This is a genomic window from Marinobacterium arenosum (assembly GCF_019795155.1).
Lineage (GTDB): Bacteria > Pseudomonadota > Gammaproteobacteria > Pseudomonadales > Balneatricaceae > Marinobacterium_C > Marinobacterium_C arenosum.
This window is the reverse complement of record NZ_JAILYN010000019.1, coordinates 1-25,468: the sequence shown is the minus strand read 5'-3', so window position 1 is coordinate 25,468 and position 25,468 is coordinate 1. Positions and strand designations below refer to the sequence as shown.

Below are 25,468 nucleotides of genomic sequence, written 5' to 3'. Positions count from 1 at the left end.
GTTAGCAGCCTGTCGGATTTTCCGAAGTAGATCTTCGCCAAACCCTAGAGACTGCTGGAAAACATTGTTGGCAGCCATTTTTCACCGCAAATTTCGTTTACCGTATGGTAAAAACTAAACTCAAGTTATTACGTGTTTTACCAAAAAGTCAAACACAAATTTCACAGTTTTGTCATCGCCGAAACAGCGCTGACAATTGCCAGATCGCGCTACCGCTGCGCCCCTTGCCCGGTACAGATGCGGTACCATGGCGGCTGTGTTAGAGTGCGCCCGCCCGGGCCCTCAGCAGGCTGATGCCCGTTCACCACAGCGAGACAGCAGATGACAGAGAAGACCTCCCGCAAGCCCTCCCCCGCCCGACTGCGCCAGGAAGCCCGCATTCTGAGGGCCGCCGAGAAGGTGTTTGCCGGCAAGGGATTCAGCGGCAGCTCGATGGATGCGGTAGCCGAGGCCGCCGGCCTGTCCAAGCAAAACCTGATCTACTACTTCCCCTCCAAGGAAACCCTCTATCACCGGGTGCTGCAGGATATCCTCGACCTGTGGATGGAGAAGATGGCCTTTATCGAGGACCCGCAGGCCGAGCCGGCCGAGCTGATTACCGCCTACATCCGCGGCAAACTGGAGCTTTCACGGGATTATCCCGATGCCTCGCGGGTGTTCGCCCATGAGGTCATCAACGGCGCGCCGGTGCTGAAGAATTACCTGCTCAGCCATTTGAAGCCGCTGTTCGAGCGCGACAGCGCCAGGGTCCGCCAGTGGATCGCCGACGGCAAGATCGACCCGATCGAGCCGGAGCACCTGTTCTTCTGCATCTGGGCCTCCACCCAGACCTACGCCGACTTCGCCAGCCAGATCCAGCTGCTACTGGGCAAAACCAAGCTGGAGCAGGAGGACTTCGACAAAGCGGCCAGCCTGCTGACCCGCATGGTGTTGAACGGCATCGGCGCCAAGTAACGGCCCTGCGCCACCCTGCACAAAAAAAGGGCGAAAAATTTTTTTCGCCCTTTTTTACGCCTGTTTTCCCACCTATTTTGCACTCTTTTTTTGCACAGCATCTGCCAGCTTTTCCAGCCTGATTTCCAATTATTGAACCACTGGATTACTGATAGAAAACCGTTGATCCGTCATAGAGTTAATCAATTTAACACTCGCTTTCCGAGCGCTTGAAAAACCGCTTCGCGCTGACAAGCTGCATGGCTGTATTACGCAACTGCACCATCAACCGCCCCAACATCGTGCATTGAAAAAAGTGTTTACCATCCGGTAAAACTCGTGCTAATCGTAATTTATACCAAACGGTAAAACTTTCGATTTCAGCAACGGCAGCAGCGATCCACGGGAGGTTGCAGGATGTTAAAGCGACAGGAAGCGATCCAGCTTGGCGGGGCCACCGGGCCCGACTTGCACCAGCTGTGCAACACCGCCGCCAGATTGCGGGACCAGCACTGGGGCGAGCGTATTACCTACTCCCGCAAAGTGTTCATCCCGCTGACCAACATGTGTCGCGACCGCTGCGGCTACTGCACCTTCGTCCAGTCGCCGGACTCGCCGCAAGCCAACCTGCTGAGCCCGGCCCAGGTGATGGAGATCGTCAACGACGGCGAACAGCTGGGCTGCAAGGAAGCGCTACTGAGCCTCGGCGAAAAGCCGGAACAGCGCCACCAGCGCGCCCGCGACCTGCTGGTAGCCCAGGGCCACCAAAGCATGGCCGGCTACCTGCGCCAGATCGGTGAACAGATCCTCCGCGACAGCAGCCTGCTGCCCCATATCAATGCCGGCACCCTGAGCCGCGACGAACTGCGGCTGCTAAAACCGGTCGCCGCCAGTATGGGGATGATGCTGGAGTCGGTCAGCCGACGGCTGCTGGCCAAAGGGATGGCGCACCATGGCTGCCCTGACAAGGTGCCGGTGCAGCGGCTGCGCACGCTGGAGCGGGCCGGCCAGCTGGATGTGCCGTTCACCACCGGCATCCTGATCGGCATCGGCGAGAACTGGCAGGAGCGGATCGACAGCCTGCTGGCGATCAACGAACTGCATCTGCAATACGGCCATATCCAGGAAGTGATCGTACAGAACTTCCGCGCCAAGGCCGGTACCGCGATGGCCGCCCACCCCGAACCCGATCTGGACGATATGCGCCGCACCCTGGCGGTGGCCCGGCTGCTGCTGCACCCGACCATCAGCCTGCAGGCGCCGCCCAATCTGGCGCAGCGCTACGGCAGCTATATCTCCGCCGGCATCAACGACTGGGGCGGCATCTCACCGCTGACGCTGGACCATATCAATCCCGAGCGCGCCTGGCCGCAGATCGACAGCCTCGGCGCCGCCTGCCAAGGACTGGGCTACCGGCTGCAGGAGCGGCTGACGGTCTACCCGCGTTACCAATCCGAACAACCGCAGGGCGGCCATCGCTATCTGGCCGCCGGCATCGCCGCACGGCTGCCCACACTGGCAGCCGGCGACGGACTGGCCGCCCATCAGTGGCAGTGACAGGAGCTCACCATGAACAGCATCACCCGTATCGAAACGCCGTTTATCTCCACAGCTGTTCCGACAGCTAATCCGACAGCTATTCCAACAAAGGTCCCGACCGAACTGGACGCCCAGCTGAGCCGCATTGACGCCGGTATCGCCCGGATCCTGCGCCGGTCACTGCACGGCGAAACCTTGAGCACTGCCGACGCCTGCCTGCTGTTCGAAACCGGCGGAGATGAATACCGCGCCCTGCTGGCCTGCGCCGACCAGGTGCGCCACAACCGGGTCGGCGACAGCGCCAGCTTCGTGATCACCCGCAATATCAACTTCACCAACGTCTGCTACATGGGCTGCCGGTTCTGCAATTTCGCCAAGAGCCGCGAACACAGCGAAGCGGAGTTCCTCTCCTTCGAGGAGATCGCCGACCGCGCCGAACAAGCCTGGCAGCGAGGCGCCACCGAGGTCTGCGTGCAGGGCGGCCTGCACCCGGACATCGACAAGGACTTTTACCGCAACCTGCTGATCGCCATCAAACAGCGGGTGCCGGATATCCATATCCACGCCTTCTCGCCGTTCGAGATCTGGTACGGCGCCAAGAAGGCGCGCCAGACGCCGGATGCGTTCCTGCGGGATCTGAAGGCGCACGGCCTGGGCTCGATGCCCGGCACCGCCGCCGAGATCCTCGACGTCGAGGTGCGCAAGCAGCTGACCAAGAACAAGCTGACCACCGAAGCCTGGGTCGAGATCGTCAAGGCCGCACACCGGGTGGGGATCCGCACCACCGCCACCATCATGTACGGCCATGTCGACCAGCCGCGCCACTGGGCGGAACACCTGGCCCTGCTGCGCGAGATCCAGCAACAGACCGGCGGCTTCACCGAATTCGTGCCGCTCGGTTTCATCCACTACGAGACTGCGCTGTACAACGACAACCCGGACCAGGTGCGGCCCGGCCCAACCCGCGAAGAGCACTTCAAGATGCACGCCGTGGCGCGGTTGATGCTGCAGGGGCAGATCGACAACATCCAGGCCTCCTGGGTCAAGATGGGGCCGGATGTCGCCTCCCAGATGCTGCGCGCCGGCGCCAACGACCTGGGCGGCACGCTGATGAACGAGAGCATCTCGCGGGCCGCCGGCGGCAGCCACGGCCAGGAGGTGCAGCCGGAAGACATGGTGGCGCATATCCACCGCGCCGGCCTGCGGGCGGTGCAGCGCCGTACCCTCTACCAGACCGAGCGGGTTTATCCACAGGCCGAGTCGCAAGCGGCGTTCTGCCCGCCGGCACGGCAGATCGCCGTCGCGGAGGGATTCTGATGAGCCGCTGCCCGAAGATCACCCTGCTGGCCGGTGGTGTCGGCGGCGCCAAGGCCGCCGAGGGACTGGCCAGCAGCCACTACCGCTGGAACCTGCAGATCATCGGCAATGTCGCCGACGACCAAGAGTTTCACGGTCTCTGGGTATCACCCGACATCGACACCCTGACCTATTCACTGGCCGACCTGATCGATCGCCAGCACGGCTGGGGGCTGCGCGGCGACAGCAGCAACACGCTGCACTGCCTGGAGCGGCTCGGCGCCGAGACCTGGATGCAGCTGGGCGACATGGACTTCGCCACCCATATCTTCCGCACCGAACAGCGTCGGCTGGGCCGGCGGCCGACGGAGATCGCCACGCAGATCGCCAAGCGGCTGGGCGTCGAGATCCCGCTGCTGCTGCCGACCGACGACCGGGTACAGACCCGCATCGGCACCGATAGAGGCTGGCTCAGCTTCCAGGAGTATTTCGTCCGCGAGCGTTGCGCGCCGCAGGTGCTGGAGGTCCGTTTCGACGGCATCGAGCAGGCCCGGCCCACCGCCGAGGCGCTGGCGGCGATCCGCGACGCCGAGCTGATCCTGATCGCCCCCAGCAACCCAATCGTCAGCATCGGGCCGATCCTGGCGACGCCGGGGATCCGCGACGCCATCTCCCGGAGCGACGCCTACTGCATCGCCATCTCGCCGCTGATCGGCGGTAAGACCGTCAAGGGACCGGCTGATCGGATGATGAGCAGCCTCGGTTACCAGAGCGACCTGCTTGGCATCGCCGAGCTCTACCACGGTCTGATCGACGCTCTGGTAATCGACCGGCAGGACCAGCCACACCAGGCGGCACTCGAGTCGCTCGGCCTGGCGGTATCGGTCACCGACACTCTGATGAGCCAGCCGCAGCAGAAGCAGGCGCTGATGGAGCACTGCGTCGAGTTTGCACTGGCACAACAAGACAGGAGCGCGGCATGAACGACACGCTGATCAATATAGTGATTCCGATGAAGGATCCAGCCGCTGCCAAGCAACGGCTGAGCCAGGCGCTGGATGACCGGCAGCGCAGCCGACTGGCGTTGGAGCTGTTCGAAGAGACGCTGTACTTCTTCAGCAACCACTTCCCCCAGCTGCATCTGCTGGTGGTCACCGACTCGCGGCGGATCCGCGATATCGCCGACCGATTCGGCCACCGCGTGTTGCTGGAGCCGGCCGCCGACGGACTGAACAGCGCCATAGAGCGCGCCACCGACTGGAGTCTGCGCCACCAGTTCCGCCAGCAGCTGGTCGTGCCGGCCGACATCGCCGAGCTGGATGCCGGCGAAATCCGCCAGCTGCTGGCCAGCCTGGACGGCCAGCGCGGGGTGGTGATCGCCGAAGCCAAGGACCTGGGCACCAACGCCCTGCTCTGCGCGCCGCCGGATGCGATCCCGTTCCGCTTCGGCCGCCACTCGGCCCGCGCCCACCAGCGTCAGGCGCTGAAGGCCGGGCTGCCCTGCCGACGTCTGCGTCTGGCACGGCTGAGCCAGGACATCGACCAACCGCAGGATCTGCGGCACTGCCCGATCAATCCACTGCAAACCGACGGAGGCCAAGCCCGCTATGCCTGACCGTATGGAAGTATTCAGCCTGCCCGGCCTGCCGGACTTCGCCCCCGGCGACGACCTGGCCGGCGCGATGATCGACGCGCTCAAGCACCACAACCTGAGCTTGCAACAGGGCGACATCCTGGTGGTGGCCCACAAGATCGTCTCCAAGTGTGAAGGCGCGGTGATCGACATCGCCGACGTTCAGCCAGGTGTCGGCGCCAAGGCGCTGGGCCAGGAGGTCAACAAGGACCCGCGCAAGGTGCAGGTGATCCTCGACCAGTCCAGCCGGGTGATCCGCGCCAATAAGCGGGTCGACCAGCAGGAGGGCACCCTCATCGCCGAACACAGGCTGGGCTTCATCTGCGCCAACGCGGCGGTCGACGAATCCAACGCCGACCGGCCCGGCCAGTTGATCACCCTGCCGGACGACCCCGACCGCAGCGCCCGTCAGCTCTGCCAAGCGCTGGAGCAGGCCTTCAACTGTCAGCTGGGGGTGGTTATCAGCGATACCTTCGGCCGGCCCTGGCGGCTGGGCCAAGTCAACGTGGCGATCGGCCTGGCCAACGTGCCGGCCTGCATCGAGCTGGCCGGCGAAGCCGACGCCTTCGGCCATCAACTGAAAGTGACCGCACCGGCCTTCGCCGACGAGCTGGCGGCAGCCTCCGGGCTGCTGATGAGCAAGCACGGCCGCTGCCCGGTGATTGTTTTCCGTGGTCTGCACTGGCCCCGCCGCCAGAGCAGCGCCAGCGACATTCTTCGTCCCCATAAGGAGGATCTGTTCCGATGACCATCGCAATAATCGGGGGCACCGGCCCCCAGGGCCAGGGGCTGGCGCTGCGCTTCGCCTTGGCCGGCATCCCGGTGGTGCTGGGCTCGCGCGACGGCGCCAAGGCCGAACAGTGCGCCGCTGAGCTCAATCAAAAACTGAGTCAGACACTGCCGACCGGCGCCGCCACCATCGCCGCCAACATCACCGGCAGCGATAACGCCAGCGCCGTCCAAGCGGCGACCGAGCAGGTAATCCTGGCGGTACCGGTCAGCGCCCACAACAGCACCCTGGCGGAGCTGAAACCGCTGCTGGCAGGCAAGATCCTGGTCGACATCGTGGTGCCGCTGGCAGCGGGCAACCCCAAGGCGGTGGAGATGCCGCCGGAGGGCTCGGCCACCGAGGCCGCCCAGGCATTGCTGGGCGACGAGATCGCCGTGGTCGGCGCGCTGCACAACGTCTCGGCCACCACGCTGAACAACCTCGACCGGCCGATCAACTGCGACATCCTGGTCTGCGGCAACCAGCTCGAGGCCAAGAAGAAGGTGATCGCCAGCCTGCAACAGCTGGACATCAAGGCCTATAACGCCGGCCTGGCGGACAGCGCCCGCTGCATCGAGGCGATCACCCCGATCCTGATCAGACTGAATATCTCCAAAGACGTGCCCTTCAGCCATGCCGGTATCCGGATCTGGGCGCCACAGCACTAATAAGAAGCTGATAAGACACTAATAACAAGAGGATCTCTCCATGGAATTCGGTATTACCTTCAAAGGCTTCGTCAGCCCCAACCGCGCCCGCAACCTGGTCCGTCAGGCGGAAGAGGCCGGCTTCACCTACTGCTGGTTCTACGACTCCCACATCCTGTGGCGCGAATCGTTCGTCGCCATGGCGATGTGCATGGAGCACACCAGCAAGATGCGCTTCGGCCCCTGCGTGACCAACCCCAACATCCGCGACTGGTCGTTGGCCGCCAGCCTGTACGGCAGCCTGGCGCTGCAGAGCGAGGGCCGCTTCGACATCGGCCTGGGCCGCGGCGACTCCTCGATGCGGGTGATGGGCAAGAAGCCGGCGCCGCTGTCGCGGGTGGCCGAGTTCACCCAGAAGGTGAAGGCGATGGTGCGTGGCGAAGAGGTGATCTACGGCGAATGCGAAAACCCGGTCAAACTGCCCTGGGCGGTCGGCTACGAGCTGCCGGTCTGGATCGGCGCCTACGGCCCGAAAGCGCTGGCCACCGCCGGAGAGGTCGGCGACGGGGTGATCCTGCAGATCGCCGAACCGAGCCTGATCAAATGGTTCGCCGACCAGTGCATCGCCGCCGGCGAGGCCGCCGGCCGCGACATGTCCAACTTCAAGGTACAGGCGGCGGCGCCGGCCTACTTCGGCAGCCGCGATTACTGCATCGAGAAGACCAAGTGGTTCCCGGCGATGGTCGGCAACCATGTGGCGGATATCGTCGAGAAATACGGCAACGACTCCGGCCTGGTGCCGCGCAGCCTGACCGACTACATCGAAAAACGGCGCGGCTACGACTACTCAAAGCATGGCCAGAGCGACAACCCGTACCTGGATTTCATCAGCGAGGAGATCGTGGAGAGCTTCTGCGTACTGGGCGAAGTGGATGCCCATATCGCCAAACTGCGTCACCTGGAAGAGGCCGGCACCACCCAGTTCAACATCTACCTGGATAACGGCGACGAGGAGAAGATCATCGCCGAGTACGGCGAACATATTATCCCGGCCTTCCAGAAGTAGGTCGACACCAACGCAATGCTGCTCACTTAAGTAGCTGTACCGGTCATTGTAGGGCTGACTTCAGTCGGCCATGAGCCCGCAGGGCTCCATTACCGCCTGCGGCGGTGGCGCACTGAAGTACGCCCGACAAGGTTCGTCACTGTTTATTCTTGGAACGGCGCCAACTTAACAGAGCAGCTTTGCAACACCAACGGGACCTCCGGGCTCGACATAGAGCCCTCGTCGTCGGCGGGTTTTAATGGCCTGGCAGCCTCCGGAACACCCGCCGTCGACAACCGTGCGTTCAGGCAACGCACAGGGTTGCCGCTTCCCCCGGGAAGCGGCTTTTTTTTTAATAGTGCCTATGCCTGCACAGAGTAATCGCAGACCAGCGGTAGATACCTTTCCTGCCGCCGGGCTTCATGCCTCGCACCTACGAAATTCAGATAGCCAGTTCATCGGTCTCGGCAAACTGCGCCAGCAGCCACTGTTTCAGCTCGGCGGCGGGCCGCGATAGCGGGGTCTCCCGGCTGTGCACCAGATAGAGGCGGCGTTGCGCCGGCTGCGGCTGGTCGAGCAGCCGTACCAGCTTGCCGGCGGCCAGCGCGTCCGCCACCAGCAATTGGTCGCACAGTGCGATCCCCAACCCCTGCTCGATCGCATCCAGCGCCATCAGGCACTGGTCGAAATGCAGTGTGCGGCATTGGCGCGGATCGATCTGCAGCAGGTCGTAAAACAGGTGCCAGTCGGGATGCAGGATATCGTGGATCAGGGTATGGCGCTGCGCCGGCTCTGACTGCATCCGCTGCTGATAGTCCGGGCTGCAGACCGGCGTCAGCCAGAGCTTCTGCAGCGGCACGCACTCGAGCTTGGGGTCCGGCGCCACCAGGTAACGGATCGCCAATTCGAAGCTGTCTCGGCCCAGTTTCACCGGCAGTGACGAGGCGTGGGTGCGCAGGTCAAGTTCGGGCTGCGCGGCCAGCAAGCCGGGCAGGCGGGGACTGAACCAGCGCACTCCAAACGCCGGCGGCAGCGCCAGCTTGACCGTGCGCACCCGCGACAGCTGCTTCATCGAGTGAGTGACGCCGACCAGCTCCTGCATCATCGGACTGATCCGCTTGAAATAGGAGTTGCCCAACGCGGTCAACGCGATGCTGCGGGTGCCACGCTCGAACAACTGCACCCCGAGCCAGGCCTCCAGGGTACGGATCTGCTGACTGATCGCCCCCGGCGTCACCGACAGCCGTTCCGCCGCTTGCTTGAAGCTCAGGCACTGGGCCGCGATGCAGAAGTACTGGACGGCTTTCAGTGGTGGCATATCCATAGGTTAGAAATTCTATTTTATGAGTCACTAATTTATCGTTTGTAGAACGCTTGATCATTGATAACTATAGGGCCGACTTCAATAGCCCAATGGTTATGGTTAAGACAATGTCCACAACAAGACTGAATCCCTGGTGGCTGGTGGCAGCCGGCGCGTTGCTGCTGGCCTACAGCATGGGAGTACGACAGACCACCGGGCTGCTGCTGCCGGATATCAGCAACGGCCTGCAGCTGGCAACGGCAGAGCTGTCGTTCGGCTTCGCGATGCAGAACCTGGTGTGGGGCGCGGTGGCGCCGCTGGCCGGCATGCTGGCCGAGCGTTTCGGCACCGTGCGGATCCTGTTGGCGGGCGCGCTGCTGTACTGCCTGGGGCTGGTAGTCGCCGCGCTGGCCCAGAGCGGCCTGCTGTTCTTTATCGGCAATGCGCTGCTGATCGGCATCGGCGTTGGCGCCACCACCTTCCCGATCGTACTGGCGGCGGTCGGCAAGCGGTTCCCGGCCCACAAACGTACGCTGGCGTTGGGCGTCGCCAGCGCCGGCGGCTCGCTGGGCCAGTTCGGCTACGCCAAACTGCTGGGCGAGTTGCGTCCGATATTGGACTGGTCCGACATCTTCCAGCTGTTCGCGGCCAGCACGGTGTTGGCGGTGGCATTAGTCTGGATGCTGGCCGATGAGCGCAAACCGGCCACAACCGGGCAGATGGGTAAGTCCGGTCCGTTCGATTGGCGACAGATCCGCATGGCGCTGCGGGTACGTGAGTACCAGCTGCTGAATATCGGCTTCTTCGTCTGCGGCTTCCATATCGCCTTCTTCTCGGTACATATGGCCGGCCTGGTCTCGTTCTGCGGCCTGCCGCCGTCGGTCGCCTCCGATTCGCTGGCAACGATCGGCCTGGTCAACGTGCTGGGCACCATCCTGATCGGCTGGGCGGGTGACCGCTGGCACAAGCCCTGGCTGCTGGTGCTGGTCTACTGGCTGCGCGCCTGCCTGATCATGATGCTGCTGTTGCTGCCGAAAAACGACCAACTGTTCCTGATGTTCGGTGCCCTGATGGGGATGCTGTGGCTCTCCACCCTGCCGTTGACCAGCGGTTGCGTCGCCCAGCTGTTCGGCACCGGTAACCTGGCCTCGCTGTTCGGCATCGTGATGTTCAGCCACCAGATCGGCGCCTTTTTCGGCAGCTGGTGGGGCGGCCTGCTGTTCGACTGGTATGGCTCCTACGACCTGGCACTGGTCATCAGCGCCGCACTCGGCCTGCTGGCCGCCGCCGTACACCTGCCGATGACGCCGGCACGCTTCCAGGCCCAACAGATACAACAGGCGCAACTGCAGCCGGCCTGACCACCCCAGGCCCGCCTGTTACCGGGCGGGCCCTCAATCAGGGCAGATTTCGCCGAACTTCGGCTGGGCGGCGCCAGCCGGCAAGTAGCTGGCCTCGAACGCCGCCTGGGCCAACGGCGGGCTAAGCAGGAAACCCTGGTAGGCATGGCAGCCGTGGGCCTGCAGGAACGCCAGCTGGCCGCCGGTCTCGACCCCTTCGGCAATCACCCGCAATTTCAGTGCCTTGGCCATCTGGATGGTGGTCCGCACAATGGCGGCGCTCTCTTCACTGCTGTCCAGGTCGCGTACGAAGGAGCGGTCGATCTTCAGGCCGTCGATCGGCAACGACTTCAGGTAGTTCAGCGACGAGAAACCGGTACCGAAGTCATCCAGTTCGATGCCCATCCCCAGCCGGCGCAAGGCACTCATCGCGGCCCGGGCAGCGTTGATATCCTGCAGCATCAGGTTTTCGGTCAACTCCAATTTCAGCAGCCTCGGCGATATATCGTGTCGACGGAGAATCTGCAGCAGATTGTCAGTGAAGTCCGGCTGCGAAAACTGCTTGGCGCTGATATTGACGGCCAGTTGGAACCCCGCCGGAATACCGCGGTGAGAGATCTGGTTCAATTGCCGGCAGGCCTCCTCCAGCACCCAGTCGCCGAGCGCCAGAATCAGATCGCTGCGTTCCGCCAGCGGAATAAAGCGGGCCGGCGAGACAAAATCGTCCGCCATCGGCCAGCGGATCAGCGCCTCGGCCCCGATCATCCGCATTTCGTGGTCGAACTGTGGCTGCAGGTACAACAGCAACTGCCGTCGCTTGAGCGCTTCGCGCAGTGCCTGCTCCATCTCCACCAGTTGGCTCAACTCCTCCATCATCTCAGTGGAGAACAGGCTATAGCCGTTACGGCCGGCATCCTTGGTGGCATAAAGGGCGATATCGGCATGCTTGAACAGTTCCTCCGCCGCCAGCGCGGTTCCCTGGAACGGAGCGATGCCGATACTGGCGCTGATACGTAACGCCTGCTCGCCATGGCTATAGGGCTCGCGCAGCCGCGCGCAGATCTTGTCGGCCACCCGCTCGGCCTGGCCACAGGCGCTCTCCGGTTGCGGGTCGAGGTTTTCCAACAACACCACAAACTCGTCGCCCCCCAGCCGGGCGACCGTATCGGCTTCCCGCAAGCAGCCGCGCAGGCGGCTGGCGGCTTCGATCAGCAAGGCATCGCCGACATCATGGCCGCGGGTATCGTTGACCGTCTTGAAGTAATCCAGATCGATGAGCAGCAACGCGCAATGAGCGCCGGTGCGCTGGCTGGTGTGCGTGGCGTGCGGCAGCCGCTCGTTAAACATGCGCCGGTTGGGCAGCTGGGTCAGCGGATCGTAAAACGCCAGGTGGATGATCTGCTCCTCCGCCGCCTTGCGTTCGGAGATATCGTTGAACGCCGCTACATAATGGCTGAGTTCGCCCTGCTCGTCCTTCACCGCGCTGACCACCAACCACTCCGGGAACACCTCGCCGTTCTTGCGCCGGTTCCAGATCTCCCCCTCCCAGTAGCCGGCCTGTGCCAGCGCCAGGTACATCTCGCCATAGAAGCGATGATCATGGCGACCGGACTTCAATACCGCCGGCGTCTTGCCGATCACCTCATGGGGCTGGTAGCCGGTGACCTTGGTGAAGGCCTGGTTGACCCGTAAAATGACCGCATTACGATCGGTCACCACCATGCCGGCCTGCACCTCGAAAGCCGCCGCAGCGATCCGCAGCTCTTTTTCCGCATCTTTCTGATGCGTAACGTCGCGCATCACGCCGATATGATGGGTCACCTCCCCGCGCGCCTCGACCAGCGACGAGATCGTCCCGAACACGGTAATGATCTCTCCACCACGGGTACGGTTGATGAATTCCCCCTGCCAAGCTCTGCCCTGATTCAGGCTGTCCTTCAGTGACCGGTAGGTGCTATCCGGCGTCAGGCCGCTTTTCAGCATACTGGCCCGTTGTTGCAGTACTTCGGATTCGCGATAACCCATCAACGAGCAGAACGCCGGATTGACGTACTGAATGACCTTGTTGCGATCGGTGATCATCACACTGACCGGTGATTGGGCGATCGATGCCGACAGCAGATCGACCTTCTGCTGCAGCGCCCGGCGCTGCCGGCTGCCGCGGATATGCCAGATACTGGTGATCACCCCCATTATCGTCGCCAGACCGAGCAGGCTCAGCAGCAGCCTATTGTCGTAAACCCATGTAGCGATAACGGCATGCTGCCTTACCCGCTGGACGATACCGACCGGATAGCGACTGGACAGCCGGGCAACCGCGAACTCGGACGGCGCGCCGTAGGCGGTCTGTTGCAACGGCCGTTCCTCATGGCCCGAGTCAATCAGCGCCTGTAACACACGGCCGCGTTCGGCGGGTAACTCGTCACCGATCAGCGGCTGGCCATCGACCAGGTACAAACCGATCTGAGCCTGTCGGTCCGCCCGCCCCTCTTCGATCAGTTGTTGCAGATATCCGGTATTCAGCGCAGCAATGAGGTAGATCCGCTGGCCATTGCGCAGCGTGAAGGAATAGGAAACCGGTACCAGCGTGTGGCTGGTCGCAGGGGCAGGTTCAGCGGATGCCAGCGGCAGGAAACGCTGCTGAATAAGTGAACCGATCTGCAGTCCCGCCGCCAATGGACTGGTGGAATCAGCACCACTCAACAGCAGCGGTGCCGGCGGCTGCCCCTCGGCCTTGCGCCGGCTGTCGATCAGCACCTCGCCCTGATGGACGAGAACCAGCTGGCGGATATGGGGACTAAAACGGATCGATTGCCGGACAGACTGGCGGACCAGGGGTATCGGTCGCAACCGGCCGTGATCGTTCACCACCTCCGAGGCCAAGGCATGCAGGGTGGATTCAAGGGACTGCAGTGTGCGGGTGACGCTGCGTTCGATCATCCGGGTGGTCAGTACCACGCTACGGTTTTTCTCGCTGATATGCTGGCCGAGGCTGATACCAATGGTAGCCAACAGCAACAGGATACAGCCCATTGCCAGGATCAGCGTCCAGGCAGTGAGTGAAAACCGGCCTTTCATCGAGAAAACGGATAAATCAGGAATACGCACCGGTCCTTTCCAAGTACAACTACGACTTGAGGCAGATCAATTTTGCTGACGTAAAGGATCATAGCAGTTTTTACCACAGGCGATCATGTTTACTATTTCGTATCTCTTAGTTTTTACGGACGTCGATGATGAAGTATTCCGCTACTCTGCTGCTTTCACTGACATTCAGCGCACTGCTGAGCAGTTCGACCGTAACCGCCGACAGCCAAAATCGACTGGAGCGAATCAAATCCGCCAATCAACTGCGGGTCTGTATCTGGCCGGACTATTTCTCGATCACCTACCGCAACCCGCGCACCCAGCAACTGGAAGGGATCGACATCGATATGGCAAAGGCCTTCGCCGACCAGCTGGGAGTTAAACTCAAATTCGTCGACAGCTCGTTCTCACACTTGGCGCAAAACCTGAAAGAGGACCGCTGCGACATCGCGATGCACGGCGTTGGCGTGCGCGAAAGCCGCCAGCCACACATGGACTTTACCCAACCCCACCTGGTCAGCGGGATTTATGCGGTATCGGATAAGAACAATCCACATATCCAGCAGTGGTCAGACATCGACCAGCCGGGCCATATCGTGGTGGTCCAAAAAGGCACCTATATGGAGCCGGTCATGAAGGACTACCTGCAGCAGGCGGAACTGAGCGTGGTAGACAATTTCAAGGCCCGTGAACAGGAGGTGGAAAGCGGCCGCGCCGACCTGTTCATGACCGACTATCCCTATGGCCGGCGGATGACGTCGCTGACCACCTGGGCACAGCTGATGGCACCACCGACAGCAATCGCCCCGACCCCTTACGCCTACGCCGTCCCCAAGGGCGAACCCGAATGGCTGGCGGTGGCCGACAAGTTCGTCGCCACCGTCAAGGCAGACGGGCGGCTGCGCGCCGCCGCCGAGCGGCATGGCCTCGGCCCGATCGTGGCGGAATGAACCGACCGTTTAGCGATCGTAGATGAGCCGCCGGGGATATTCACAGCGTCCCCGGCGGACCAAAATCCGCACCGTCCGTTCCAGCCAACCGGCTATTGCCCAATGCAACCGTCCCGATTAGTCTCTTCTCCATTGGTAGTAGATCGTGGGGCCTGTGGCCAGCATTGACCAGGGATAGCCGGCAATGTTCACCGCTATGCAGATATAAGGCCCCACTGACGATCACCACCGCCCGTCCGCCAGCGCGGGCTAACGGACGGGGATCGGCACCGCAGTCAACATTGTGTAGGGAGTGACAATGAGCGACCTGATCCAGACCGCCAACATCGAGATTCCACAGGTGATGCTTGCCAGCTGGCAGAACACCGTCGACCTGATCGCCAAGCTCGCCAAGATTCCCGCCTCGCTGATCATGCGTCTGCAGCAGAGATCCCTCGAGGTGTTCGTCAGCAGCCAAAGCCCGGGCAATCCCTACCGTCCGGGTGCCCTGGAACAGCTGGACAGCGGCCTGTATTGCGAAGCGGTGATCAACGACCAGGCTGAATTGCTGGTCGCCGACGCACTGCACGATCCGCTCTGGTGCAACAATCCGGATATCAAGCTGGGTATGATCTCCTACTGCGGCCTGCCGCTGAACTGGCCCAACGGCCAGCCGTTCGGCACCATCTGCATCCTCGACTCCAAACGCAACCCCTACGATACCGCCAAACGCCAACTACTGAGCTGCTTCCGGCAGGCGGTCGAAGCGAACCTGGCCACCCTGTACCAGAAAGCGGAACTGGAGGATGCCAACAACCACCTCGAACAGCGTGTCCACCAGCGAACAGCGGAGCTGGAACAGCTGAATCAACGGCTGTCACGGGAGATCGATATCCGGCTAGCCGCCGAACGGCTGGTCGATTACCAGCAACATTTCGATGCCGACACCGGCTTGCCGAATCGCAAGCAGTTGAAGAAGAAGTTCAGCGAGCTGACCGGCGGCTCGGCGCCCGCCGACGCGCTGGCGGTACTGAACCTGAACCTGGCCAACCTGAAAAAGGTCAACGACAGTTTCGGCCACCAGGCCGGCGATCAGCTGATTCACCAGCTTGCCGCACGCTTGAGCAAACAGCTGCCGGACAGCGCCTTCCTGGCCTATTTCGGCGCCGGTGAATTCGCCATCCTGGACCAGGGGCACAGCGACACTATCGTCGAACAGTCCGCCGAACTGGCCAACCACCTGTGCCAGCTGTTCAAGACGCCGGTGCCCGCCGGCGAGCACTCGGTCACCCCGTCCGTCGCCATCGGCATCGCCGGCTACCCCCATGACGGAACGGAGATCGACGAACTGCTGCGCAAGGCCAGCACCGCCCGCTCGTTCAGCGGTTCGCCGTTGCCCGGCGACTACCAGTTTTTCAGCGGCGAGATGCAGTCCCGGCTGACCGCCCGACTACAGATCGAGTCCCAGCTGACCCACGCGCTGGAGCATAACCAGTTCCAACTGCACTACCAGCCGCTGGTCGACAGCGGTAATGGGCAGGTCGTCGGTGCCGAGGCGCTGTTGAGATGGCACAACCCACAACTGGGCCAGGTAGCGCCCGACCGTTTTATCCCGATCGCCGAACAGAGCGGCCAAATCATCGAGATCGGCCTGTTCGTGCTGCGCGCGGCGATCAGCCAGGCGGCACACTGGTGTCGCGAGCGCGAATTCTGCATCGCTCTCAACCTGTCGCCGGTCCAGTTCCGGGATCCTGACCTGGCCGGCCAGATCCATCGGCTGCTGACCACCTACCGCCTGCCGCCGCACTGCCTGGAGGTCGAGATCACCGAGGGCGTGCTGCTGCAGGATGAAGCCCAGGCGCTGCAGACCCTCGATGCGTTGACCCGTCTGGGGGTACGTATTTCGTTGGACGACTTCGGTACCGGCTACTCATCGTTGAGCTACCTGCAGAAGTTCCCGTTCGATACCGTCAAGATCGACCGCTCCTTTGTCGCCGGCCTGTCCAACTCGACGCGGAACCAGGAACTGGTGCGCGCCATTATCGCGATGGCCCACAAGCTGAATCTGAAAGTGGTCGCCGAAGGGATCGAGACCGCCGAGCAGGCGGCTTTCATCAGCCGCGAGCAGTGCGACCTGAGCCAGGGGTATTTCCACGGCCGACCGGTGCCTGCGGAGACGCTGCAGGGATTGCTGTCCGAAAGGCTTGAAGCGTCGGTCGAGTAACTGACGCAGAAACCCGCCCGATGGCGTCAGCAGTCCGGCTTCGCCGGCTGCAGCCGCTCACTGCCAAGCCCCTGAAAAGCGACCATGTTCTGACGGATATGTTCGCTGATCGCCCGGATACCGGCGCTGCGTTCACGCCCCTTGCGGATGATCAGGTCTACCGAGCAGCTGTGCTGCTGGGCCGGCGCCAGCGGAATCGCCTTCAGACTGCCGTTTTGAATCTCGCGGGTGGTGCAGAATGCCGGCAGCAGGGTGCCGCCGAGCCCGGCCAGCACAAAGATTTTCAAGGCTTCGAAGGAGTTGCACTCCAGCTGTGGCGCAAAGCGCACACCGTGCTGCTCCTCGAAGCGCCGGATCAGCTGGCGGATGCTGAACGAATCATTGAGCATCGCCAACGGCAACGACTGCAATTGCGCCAACGAGCAATACTCGAGCTGCGCCTGCGGGCTGCCCGGGTGAACAATCAGGTTCAAAGGCGGGAACGGGCAGGACAGCAGGTTGTCCAGTTGCGGGTCGGCGGCACAGTTCAGCACCAGGCCAAGATCCACCTCGTCGTCACGCACCTGGCGGATCACCTCGTCGCCGCCACAAACATTGAGCACAAAGCGGATGCCCGGGTGCTGACGGGAGAAGCTGCTGATCGCGCCGGTCAGCAGGTCGCTGATCAGGCCGCCGCCGGTGGCGATACGCAGGGTGCCGATGCGCAGCCCCTGCATGTCGGACAGCCGCGCCAGAAAGTCGTCTTCGCGACGCTGGATATCCTTGATATGGCTGAGCAGCTGACCGCCCGCCGCGGTCACCTCGATGCCGCGCCCCAGTCGTTCCAGCAGCTGGACATTCAATTCCGATTCCAGCTGCTTGACCTGCCGGCTGATTGCCGAGTGGGCGACATGAAGCACCTCCGATGCCGCCCGGATGCTGCCCAGCCGGGCCACGGTTTCAAAATATTTTAGTGCGCGTTTGTCCACAGAGTTACTTCAGGGGGTTCTTCAGCCAGGGAGTTTCAGCGTCCCAGCAGGCGGTGCACCAGGCCGATCCAGTAGTTGGCGCCCAGCGGCAGGGTGCTGTCGTTAAAGTCGTAATGCGGGCTGTGCAGGCCGTGGCAGTGCTCGTCGCTGCCGCCACCCAGCCAGATGTAGCAGCCCGGGTGCTGTTCCAGCATGAAGGCGAAATCCTCGCCGCCCATGCTGGCCGGTGGGTTAAGATGCACCTTGCCGACGCCGGGCAGCTCCTGCAGGGTCGCCAGGCATTGCCGTGCCTCGGCTTCGCTGTTGATCGTCGCGGGGTAGCGGCGAGAATAGCACAGCTCGGCATGGCACCCCAGGCCGGCACAGATGCTCTCGGCCAGCTGGCGCATGCGCTGCTCGATCTGGTCGCGCACCTCGGGGCAGAACGAGCGGGTGGTGCCGCGCAGCACCACCTCTTCCGGCAGCACGTTGTAGGTGTGGCCGCCCTCAATCTGGGTGACGCTGACCACACCGGCTTTCTGCGGGTCCAGGTTGCGGCTGACAATGCTCTGCAGCGCGCAGATCAGTTGGCCCGCCGCCTGCACCGGGTCGCTACCCAGGTGCGGCATGCCGCCGTGGCAACCCTCGCCGCGGATACGGATATCGAAGGTGTCGAAGGCCGCCATCACCGGCCCCTCGTGCACTGCCACCTCACCGGCCGGCAAGCCCGGCCAGTTATGCAGGCCGAACACCGCCTTGACCGGAAAGCGCTCGAACAGGCCGTCCTCGATCATCGCCCGGGCACCGGCTTCGTTCTCCTCGGCCGGCTGGAAGATGAAGTGCACCTTGCCGGCGAACTCGGGGTTGGCCGCCAGGGCAGTCGCCGCACCGAGCAGAATCGCGGTATGGCCGTCATGGCCGCAGGCGTGCATCTTGCCATCCAGCTGTGAGCGGTGGGCAAAGCTGTTCAGTTCCTGCAGGTGCAGGGCGTCCATATCGGCCCGCAGCGCGATCGCATCGCCCTCGCCCAAGGCGCCGTTCAGAGTGGCGACCAGACCGGTGCCGCCGAGCCCGCGCGTCACCTCGAGACCCAGCTCCTGCAGAATCGCCGCCACCTTATCGGCGGTACGAAACTCCTCGTAGGCGGTTTCCGGGTGGGCGTGCAGATCGCGCCGCCAGGCCGTCATCTGCTGGTGAAGCTGGGATCCTTGACTGATATATCTATCCACAATCTATCTCGCGACTCGGGAAATGGGTTGGCAAAGCTTGGAAAAATGGCGTGCCCGGCGGGCACGCCTCTGCTGCAATGTTACAGCATCAGGTCGGCAATAAAGGCCGAACCCACGAAGGTGCCGGTAAAGACCAGCAGTGCAATCAACAGGATTTTGACGCCGGAGCGCTTGAAGGTTTCGATCTCCAGCTTGCTGATCGCCAGGCCGGCGTACGCCAGCACCGGACTGACCAGCGACAGGAAGCTGATCTCCTTCAGATAGCCCAGCAGCCATTCGGAGGCCGGGAAAGCCGGCATGGTCATGCCAACACTGATCAACGAGATCCAGGCCACCGACGGCAGGTAGAACGGCATCAGCTTGGCCAGCACCAGGCCGGCAAACACCATGCCGTAGATGATCAGCATGCCGGGCAGCGCGGTGATCGGGCCGGTACCGGTGCCGGTCCAGTTGCTGATCAGCGCGATCAGGCAGACGATCACCAGCACCAGCGCATGATCGGCCAGGTTGATAGCGGCATTGGGGTTTCGGTTAGGGTTTGCGTTCGTCAGGGTCGCATTAGACCGGGTCGCGTTAGACATTACCGGAACTCCTCTGTTGCAGGGCGGCTGTAGTGGTCTCTTTGCTCAACAGGACATACAGCTTCTCGGCCAATGGCAGCGCGACGAACAGGCCGAGGTAAAGGCCGGTGGCGTTGGTCAGCAGGTTGCTGGCACCGGCCAGCGCCAGGATCTCATCCTTCATCGCCGGTACGCTCGACGCCAGCGCGCCGGAGCAGGCCGCGGTCATGCTGCCGCTGCCGACGCCACAGGCCATCGCCAGGGCACGGATATCGAACAGTCCGGTGGTGGCCAGGAAGGAGGCCAGCAGCGCGAAGAACAGGGTGCCGAACATGGTACCCATCACGTAAACCCCCATGACCCCGATACCTTCCGGATTCTTCAGGCCGTAACGGTCGGAGATCAGTGCGATATTGGGTTCACGGGCGATCGAGAAACAGGCGCCGATCGACTCACGACCCATACGCAGCAGCAGGATCGCCACCGGCATGGCGATCAGCAGCGTACCCAGATTGCCCAACTCCTGCAGAATCATCGCCGGCCCGACGGCCAGGATCTTTTCAAAGGCGGGCCCGATCAGAGTGCCGAATTTGGCAATAAACGGCAGCACCGAGATTAAAATCACCGGCGTGGCCATGGCCGCTTTTTCATTCGAAATAAGCGCTTTTGCTTTCTTGATAATATTGGGATTAACCAGCAATCCCATAATAAACGCGTAAAACAGGGGGAGTAATACGATACTGCCGATGCCCAGCGGAATCTTGATGATTCCGATAAGCTCCGCCAGCACCGAGATCAGCACCACCAGCAGGTGGAGGCGCCAGTTCGTCAATTGGCCGCTGAGGCTGTTCATAGAAACGATTCCCTTTGAATTTGTTATTTTTCGCCCGGGGACAAACGATTCCCGGTTATTCAAGCAGATTCAGAGCGTTGCCACCATTGCTTAAATTCTTACGAATCGGTCTAAAAAAAGCACCATCATTTGATAACCACATAAATCCCCCTTGAGTGAACCGCAGCCGTTTTTCCCTTTTGGCATCGGTGACTGGGCCGCCGCGGGCTCCGTTGACAGCCTTCATCCTCCCGGCTAGACATTAGAGAACCCATTCAAAGGATCAGGAGATCCGCCATGTGGCAGCGCACAGTCCCGTTGATTGTGCCCAAACTGCTCGGTGATAGCCGTCTTCCACTCAGTATTCGGATACCACAACAGCCGCCGATCCAGTTGGGCGACAATCCCGAGGTGGAAGTAAAGATCAACTCGTTCCGGGGCTTGCTGGCCCTGCTGTTCCCCTCCATGGGCCGCTTTGCCCAATGCTATGTGCAGGGCGATATCGACCTGGACGGTGAACTGCTGCAGATCATCGCCATGGGCGAAGCACTGAGCGAGCACAGCACCCGGCTTGGCCGCTTCATCAAGCGGCTGCCTCACCTGCCCCATCGACCAGGGCCGACCGGCGCCGAGCAGGTGCAGCACCATTACGATGCCTCCAACGAGTTCTATGCGCTCTGGCTGGACCGCCAGATGGTCTATTCCGGCGCCTATTTCAGGACGCCCGGGGATAGCCTGGAGCAGGCACAGCAGCAGAAACTGGAACATATCTTCCGCAAACTGCGGCTGCAGCCGGGCGAGCGGTTGCTGGATATCGGTTGCGGCTGGGGTGCCCTGCTGTTCAATGCGGTGAAACACCACGGCGTTACGGCATTGGGGATCACCCTCAGCCCGAAGCAGTACGATTATGTAGCCGCCGAGATCGAACGACGCGGCATCGGCGACCGTTGCCAGGTGAAGTTGTGCGACTACCGCGAGCTACCGAGTGACCAGCCGTTCGACAAGATCGCCAGCGTCGGCATGATCGAACATGTCGGCCAGGCCAATATCGGCACCTATTTCCGGCAGATCCATCGCCTGCTGGCCCCTGGCGGCCTGGTGCTGATCCAGGGGATCACCATCGGCCGGCTGCACAACAGCAGCCAATCCGGCAGCCTGAGCCGTTTCATGGAGCGTTACGTGTTCCCCGGTTCGCAACTGCTGCCAGCCCACCAGGTGGCCGAGCAGATGCAGCAGGCACAACTGGAATGCATCGACCAGGAGACGCTGCGGCTACACTATGCGCAGACCCTGAAGCACTGGGCCGCCCGGCTGGACGCGCACCACCAGCAGGCGATCGAGTTGGTCGGCGAACAGCGCTACCGGATCTGGCGCATCTACATGGCCGGCTGCGCCTACGCCTTTGAACGCGGCTGGATCTCGCTGCACCAGTTGCTGGCCGGTAAGCTGGACAACAGCCACTGGATGCAGGCGCCCTGGACACGGGAGGATATCTATCAGCCGGACAATGGCGCGATGGTGAATGACGCGACAGATCGGGACCGGCGCTATGTGGGCTGAAGCACCTGTGCCAATGCGCTTTTACTCGTCCGACGAAGCATCCCACTCCAGGGCATAGGCCGGCAGGTCTTCCGGCGCCGGTACCGGGGTCGGCTGGCCCTGCTCGTCGATCGCCACGAACTTGAAGGTCGCCTCGGTCACCTTCTCCCGCTTGCCGATCCGGCCGCGGCGCACCCAGGCCTCGACGTGGATACTGATCGAGGTCCGGCCCACCGAAGCGACATCGGTATAGACGCCGAGCACATCGCCCACCTTGACCGGGCGGATAAAGCTCATGCTGTCCAGCGCCACGGTCACCACCCGGCTTTGCGCCCGCTGACCGGCGCAGATGCCCGCCGCCATATCCATCTGTGACAGCACCCAGCCACCAAAAATATCGCCCGCCGGGTTGGTATCGGCCGGCATGGCGACGGTGCGGGTGGTCAGCCGCCCTCTGGTTTTCTCGCTCATCTGGTTGCACCCTCCTCTGAGTTGGAGCTCCATTATTCCACTTTAGTCGCAGCGTCCGCCATGACGTTTTCAGGGGAGGTAGTCGGCCTCCGGAAGATGCGCCGACAGGAAATATGGACAGAATGCTAAACCTTGCAAAAACGTCCACCTTTATATCGGTCCTAAAGAAAAAGTCGCCGCTGAAGCGCCTCCTACAAAGTACAGCCCTGTAGGAGGCGCTTCAGCGGCGACCTCTCAGTCCAAGTCGGTTAATGCTTAGTAGCATTGCCCATATGGTGCCGGCTGGCGTTCAGTTTCTGCAGCTGCTGCTGGTAGATCGGGCTGCGCCGGTAATCGCCGGGGGTCATGCCGGTCCACTTCTTGAACGAGCGGAAGAACGCCGACGGCTCGTCGAATCCCATCAACCGCGCCACCTCGTTGATCGACAGCTGCGGCGAGTTCATATAGTTCAGCGCCGCTTCCTTCCGACACTCGTCCTTGATCCGCTGGAACGAGGTCGCCTCCTCCTGCAGCCGGCGCCTGAGGGTAGAGACCGACATGTTCAGCGCCTGGGCCACCTCCTCGGCACTGGGCAGTTCACGGCTGAAATCCTTGCCGAAGATCGCCACCACCTGCGCCTTCAGGCTGCGATGGTCATCCACCATCACCAGCAGCTGGTAGGGCGCAGTATGCAGGAAATCGCGCAAGGTGGTCTCGTTCTGCACCAGCGGATAATCCAGGAAACGGGCGGCGAACACCAATGCATTTTGTGGCTGTCCGAATTTGACGTTGGTCTGGAACAGGGTGCGATACAGCTCCTGATCCTGCGGTGGTTTGCTGGTGAAGGTAACCGCCTTCAGTTCCAGCCGGGTACCGATCAGCCAGCTGATGAAATGGTGCCACATCGACAGCGAAGTACGCACCTGCTCCGGCGGCAGCTGCGAGAGCGGCGTCTCGGCGCGCTCCTCATCGGTCAGGCTATCGAGCATTGCAAATGACAGCCGCGCATAGCGACCACTGCGCTCCAGCGCCGGCTTGTAGCGGGCGCCACGACAGATCTCATGGAAATCCCCGACGCGCTGAATCGCCTTACCCAGGTTGGCGCAGTGAATGATGCTATGACACATCATGCGGAAGGTACCCAGCGGCACCCTACCGCCACTGAGCATGCCAAAGTATTCATCTTGAGTGATGTACATCACCCGCTGGTAAAGTTGGCCAAATTTGACCGCCGAGAACTCGGTATCGCGCTCTATCTCATCCGGCGCTATCCCTACTTGCGACAGCAGGGCTTCAACATCAAAGCCCTGAGCCGCGACCTGATCGAGCAGATAACGCACATAACCGGTCGGCACTGTAATCATCCGTCCCATAAGCCACAGCCCACGTTATGACCGTTAAACTGACGTTTTAATACAGTGTAGACAAAGATTGCCGATAGCCCGTTTATTTGATGGTCATAGCCGTTCAAGCACCCAGGCGCCCTACTGGCCGCCAGTGCTCGCAATTAGCCTGCTCTGTGAGCGCAGTACGTTCGCCGCCGGTCGGCATGGCACGGGAATAACTGGCAACCTGCGGCAGCCCGTCATTCCACCACCACACGGAGACCGCACCATTAGGGTGCATAGCAGGAATCAATCGACCTGTGGAACAGTCATAACAGGGCACCGAGACACTGACAGGTTCGCTCAACCATTAAGCTTTGCCTGTCCGACCGGTCAACTTGAGTAATAGATAATGCGGCAAGACCACCGTTCCCTGTCTGCACGAGGACGGCGGCAGAGCCCTGTCCCTCTCTGCCACTGCACAGCGATGTCAGCAATCGCAAGGCAGTCATTTCAATGACCTGTTGATCGCAGCTGGCTGTTTCAGACAAGCTCGCACTACCGCAGACAGTCTCAAGCCCGGCACCCGACAGAGCTTGAAAGAGCTGTTGCCGCTCAGCCCGTCTGCCTCTATAACGGAGACAACCGGATACCAATACACCTGTAGAAACAGCTACCCATGACCAACCGAATCCGCCGCTTGATTCCACTGTTCCAACTGATCTGTCTACTGACAATAGTGCTCGGCAGCAGCGCCCGGGCGGAACCGCGCTGGCAGGCGCCGGAACAACAGCACCACCCTCTCACCGGGCGAATCTACGACCTGAACGCCGGCTCTTTTATCAGCGAGACGCAGCTGATTGTGAGACTGACAGCGACACGACAGGTATTGATCGGTGAAAAACACGACAACCCCGATCATCACCAGTTGGAAGCCAAGCTGCTGGGCCTGCTGCTACCGCAGAGCGGCCAAGGCGGCGCGGTATTTGAAATGCTGGAACGCGGTCAACAACCGATACTGGACCGACTGGCACCGACGGACAGCCTCGATAGCATCAAACAGACACTCGAATGGCGCGACAACGGCTGGCCCTGGGCGGACTATGGCCCGCTGTTTCAGGCAACCCTGCAGAGCGGCCAGCCGCTGATTGCCGGCAACCTGGATCGCCAGCAGATCAAAGCGCTCTACAAGGACGCCGCGACGACAACCAGCACTGCCTACCTGCAGACCGTCAGCAGCATCGCCGAGCCGGTGCGCCAGCGCATCCATCAACAGGTCTACGAAAGCCATTGCGAGCTGATGCCGAAGGAACAGCTCTGGCCGATGGTCGAGATCCAGCTGGCCAAGGACGCCAGCATGGCGGACGCTCTACTGGAAAACAGCGGACAGGGGCGCGCGCTGCTGGTTGCCGGTGCCTACCATGTCCGCAAGGACCGCGGCGTGCCGCTGCACCTGGTTGCCCGCGACGAGCAGGCGAAGCCGGCGGTGTTGATCCTGCAGGAGGTGGACGGCGAACAACTGGACCCGGCCGACTATGCCTCAGCGGAGCAGGCCGATTACCTCTGGTTCACCCCGCGCCAGCCGGCCGAGGACCACTGCGCCGGACTGAAGGCGAAGTTCGGCAACAAAGCGGAGAAGGACTGAGGCCAGGGGGCTTGGGTTCGCCAACAACCCGTTTGGCGGGCTATAGCGCGCCAAGTAGAGGAGCAGAAAAGAGAAATCGAGTAGGAGGAGGCCTCACGGCCTCCGTCCTCTCACACCACCGTACGTACGGTTCCGTATACGGCGGTTCACGTCATACATTTGAGCCGATGGTATTGTCCCATCAGCGATACCAGTC

The 25,468-nt window shown here is 62.0% G+C and carries 21 protein-coding genes; 13 read left to right on the top strand and 8 right to left on the bottom strand.

From position 1 onward, the window contains the following. Positions 1–321: 321 nt before the first annotated feature. The 8 genes from K6T12_RS10455 to K6T12_RS10420 all read left to right on the top strand — a co-directional run bounded on the left by K6T12_RS10455 (position 322) and on the right by K6T12_RS10420 (position 7,883). The gene (locus K6T12_RS10455; protein WP_222222190.1) at positions 322–954 is read left to right on the top strand and encodes a TetR family transcriptional regulator C-terminal domain-containing protein; all 633 of its coding nucleotides are present in this window, start codon (positions 322–324) and stop codon (positions 952–954) included. A gap of 396 nt (positions 955–1,350) precedes the next feature. Beyond that, positions 1,351–2,490 carry a 7,8-didemethyl-8-hydroxy-5-deazariboflavin synthase CofG gene (cofG, locus tag K6T12_RS10450; protein WP_222222188.1) on the top strand — a complete coding sequence of 380 codons (1,140 nt, stop codon included), beginning with the start codon at positions 1,351–1,353 and terminating at the stop codon, positions 2,488–2,490. A gap of 12 nt (positions 2,491–2,502) precedes the next feature. Further along, positions 2,503–3,789, top strand: coding sequence for a 5-amino-6-(D-ribitylamino)uracil--L-tyrosine 4-hydroxyphenyl transferase CofH (cofH, locus tag K6T12_RS10445; protein ID WP_222222186.1), 1,287 nt, complete (start codon positions 2,503–2,505; stop codon positions 3,787–3,789). Beyond that, the gene (cofD, locus tag K6T12_RS10440) at positions 3,789–4,751 is read left to right on the top strand and encodes a 2-phospho-L-lactate transferase (protein ID WP_222222184.1); all 963 of its coding nucleotides are present in this window, start codon (positions 3,789–3,791) and stop codon (positions 4,749–4,751) included. The genes cofH and cofD overlap by 1 nt, the downstream gene beginning before the upstream one ends. Next, positions 4,748–5,383, top strand: a complete 636-nt coding sequence (gene cofC / locus K6T12_RS10435) for a 2-phospho-L-lactate guanylyltransferase (protein ID WP_222222182.1) — start codon at positions 4,748–4,750, stop codon at positions 5,381–5,383. Before cofD ends, cofC begins: the two co-directional genes overlap by 4 nt. Further along, a complete protein-coding gene (gene cofE, locus K6T12_RS10430) occupies positions 5,376–6,149 on the top strand; it encodes a coenzyme F420-0:L-glutamate ligase (protein ID WP_222222180.1) in 774 nt (257 codons plus the stop codon). The genes cofC and cofE overlap by 8 nt, the downstream gene beginning before the upstream one ends. Beyond that, positions 6,146–6,838, top strand: a complete 693-nt coding sequence (gene npdG / locus K6T12_RS10425; protein ID WP_222222178.1) for an NADPH-dependent F420 reductase — start codon at positions 6,146–6,148, stop codon at positions 6,836–6,838. The genes cofE and npdG overlap by 4 nt, the downstream gene beginning before the upstream one ends. A 40-nt stretch (positions 6,839–6,878) precedes the next feature. Beyond that, positions 6,879–7,883 carry a TIGR03842 family LLM class F420-dependent oxidoreductase gene (locus K6T12_RS10420; RefSeq protein WP_222222176.1) on the top strand — a complete coding sequence of 335 codons (1,005 nt, stop codon included), beginning with the start codon at positions 6,879–6,881 and terminating at the stop codon, positions 7,881–7,883. 421 nt (positions 7,884–8,304) lie between these two features. On the opposite strand, the gene K6T12_RS10415 is transcribed toward K6T12_RS10420, so the two are convergent. After that, a complete protein-coding gene (locus K6T12_RS10415) occupies positions 8,305–9,186 on the bottom strand; it encodes a LysR substrate-binding domain-containing protein (RefSeq protein WP_222222173.1) in 882 nt (293 codons plus the stop codon). Between the two features lie 107 nt (positions 9,187–9,293). Between K6T12_RS10415 and K6T12_RS10410 the strand changes: the two genes are divergently transcribed. After that, complete coding sequence (locus tag K6T12_RS10410; RefSeq protein ID WP_222222171.1) at positions 9,294–10,526, top strand: MFS transporter; 1,233 nt, start codon at positions 9,294–9,296, stop codon at positions 10,524–10,526. 33 nt (positions 10,527–10,559) lie between these two features. Here K6T12_RS10410 and K6T12_RS10405 read toward each other — a convergent pair whose 3' ends face one another. Beyond that, positions 10,560–13,613 carry a sensor domain-containing protein gene (locus tag K6T12_RS10405; protein WP_222222169.1) on the bottom strand — a complete coding sequence of 1,018 codons (3,054 nt, stop codon included), beginning with the start codon at positions 13,611–13,613 and terminating at the stop codon, positions 10,560–10,562. 128 nt (positions 13,614–13,741) lie between these two features. On the opposite strand from K6T12_RS10405, the gene K6T12_RS10400 reads away from it, so the two are divergent. Continuing rightward, on the top strand, positions 13,742–14,542 hold the full coding sequence (locus K6T12_RS10400) for an ABC transporter substrate-binding protein (RefSeq protein ID WP_222222167.1): 801 nt from the start codon (positions 13,742–13,744) through the stop codon (positions 14,540–14,542). Between the two features lie 298 nt (positions 14,543–14,840). Continuing rightward, positions 14,841–16,745 carry a bifunctional diguanylate cyclase/phosphodiesterase gene (locus tag K6T12_RS10395; protein ID WP_222222165.1) on the top strand — a complete coding sequence of 635 codons (1,905 nt, stop codon included), beginning with the start codon at positions 14,841–14,843 and terminating at the stop codon, positions 16,743–16,745. Between the two features lie 26 nt (positions 16,746–16,771). Here K6T12_RS10395 and K6T12_RS10390 read toward each other — a convergent pair whose 3' ends face one another. The 4 genes from K6T12_RS10390 to K6T12_RS10375 form a co-directional block, all read right to left on the bottom strand. Beyond that, positions 16,772–17,713: a LysR family transcriptional regulator gene (locus tag K6T12_RS10390; protein ID WP_222222163.1), complete on the bottom strand. Its 942-nt coding sequence runs from the start codon at positions 17,711–17,713 to the stop codon at positions 16,772–16,774. A gap of 35 nt (positions 17,714–17,748) precedes the next feature. Next, the gene (locus K6T12_RS10385) at positions 17,749–18,879 is read right to left on the bottom strand and encodes a M20 aminoacylase family protein (RefSeq protein ID WP_222222161.1); all 1,131 of its coding nucleotides are present in this window, start codon (positions 18,877–18,879) and stop codon (positions 17,749–17,751) included. Positions 18,880–19,001: 122 nt separating this feature from the next. Further along, positions 19,002–19,502: a hypothetical protein gene (locus K6T12_RS10380; protein WP_255611660.1), complete on the bottom strand. Its 501-nt coding sequence runs from the start codon at positions 19,500–19,502 to the stop codon at positions 19,002–19,004. Further along, positions 19,495–20,334: a DUF3100 domain-containing protein gene (locus tag K6T12_RS10375; protein ID WP_222222159.1), complete on the bottom strand. Its 840-nt coding sequence runs from the start codon at positions 20,332–20,334 to the stop codon at positions 19,495–19,497. The genes K6T12_RS10380 and K6T12_RS10375 overlap by 8 nt, the downstream gene beginning before the upstream one ends. A 276-nt stretch (positions 20,335–20,610) precedes the next feature. Between K6T12_RS10375 and K6T12_RS10370 the strand changes: the two genes are divergently transcribed. Beyond that, complete coding sequence (locus K6T12_RS10370; protein ID WP_222222157.1) at positions 20,611–21,873, top strand: class I SAM-dependent methyltransferase; 1,263 nt, start codon at positions 20,611–20,613, stop codon at positions 21,871–21,873. 21 nt (positions 21,874–21,894) lie between these two features. Here the strand turns inward: K6T12_RS10370 and K6T12_RS10365 are convergent, their stop codons facing one another. Both K6T12_RS10365 and K6T12_RS10360 read right to left on the bottom strand, forming a co-directional pair. Then, on the bottom strand, positions 21,895–22,323 hold the full coding sequence (locus K6T12_RS10365; RefSeq protein ID WP_222222155.1) for an acyl-CoA thioesterase: 429 nt from the start codon (positions 22,321–22,323) through the stop codon (positions 21,895–21,897). 248 nt (positions 22,324–22,571) lie between these two features. Beyond that, a complete protein-coding gene (locus K6T12_RS10360; protein ID WP_255611662.1) occupies positions 22,572–23,666 on the bottom strand; it encodes an AraC family transcriptional regulator in 1,095 nt (364 codons plus the stop codon). A 640-nt stretch (positions 23,667–24,306) separates the two neighbouring features. On the opposite strand from K6T12_RS10360, the gene K6T12_RS10355 reads away from it, so the two are divergent. Further along, positions 24,307–25,272: a ChaN family lipoprotein gene (locus K6T12_RS10355; RefSeq protein ID WP_222222151.1), complete on the top strand. Its 966-nt coding sequence runs from the start codon at positions 24,307–24,309 to the stop codon at positions 25,270–25,272. Positions 25,273–25,468: the final 196 nt, after the last annotated feature.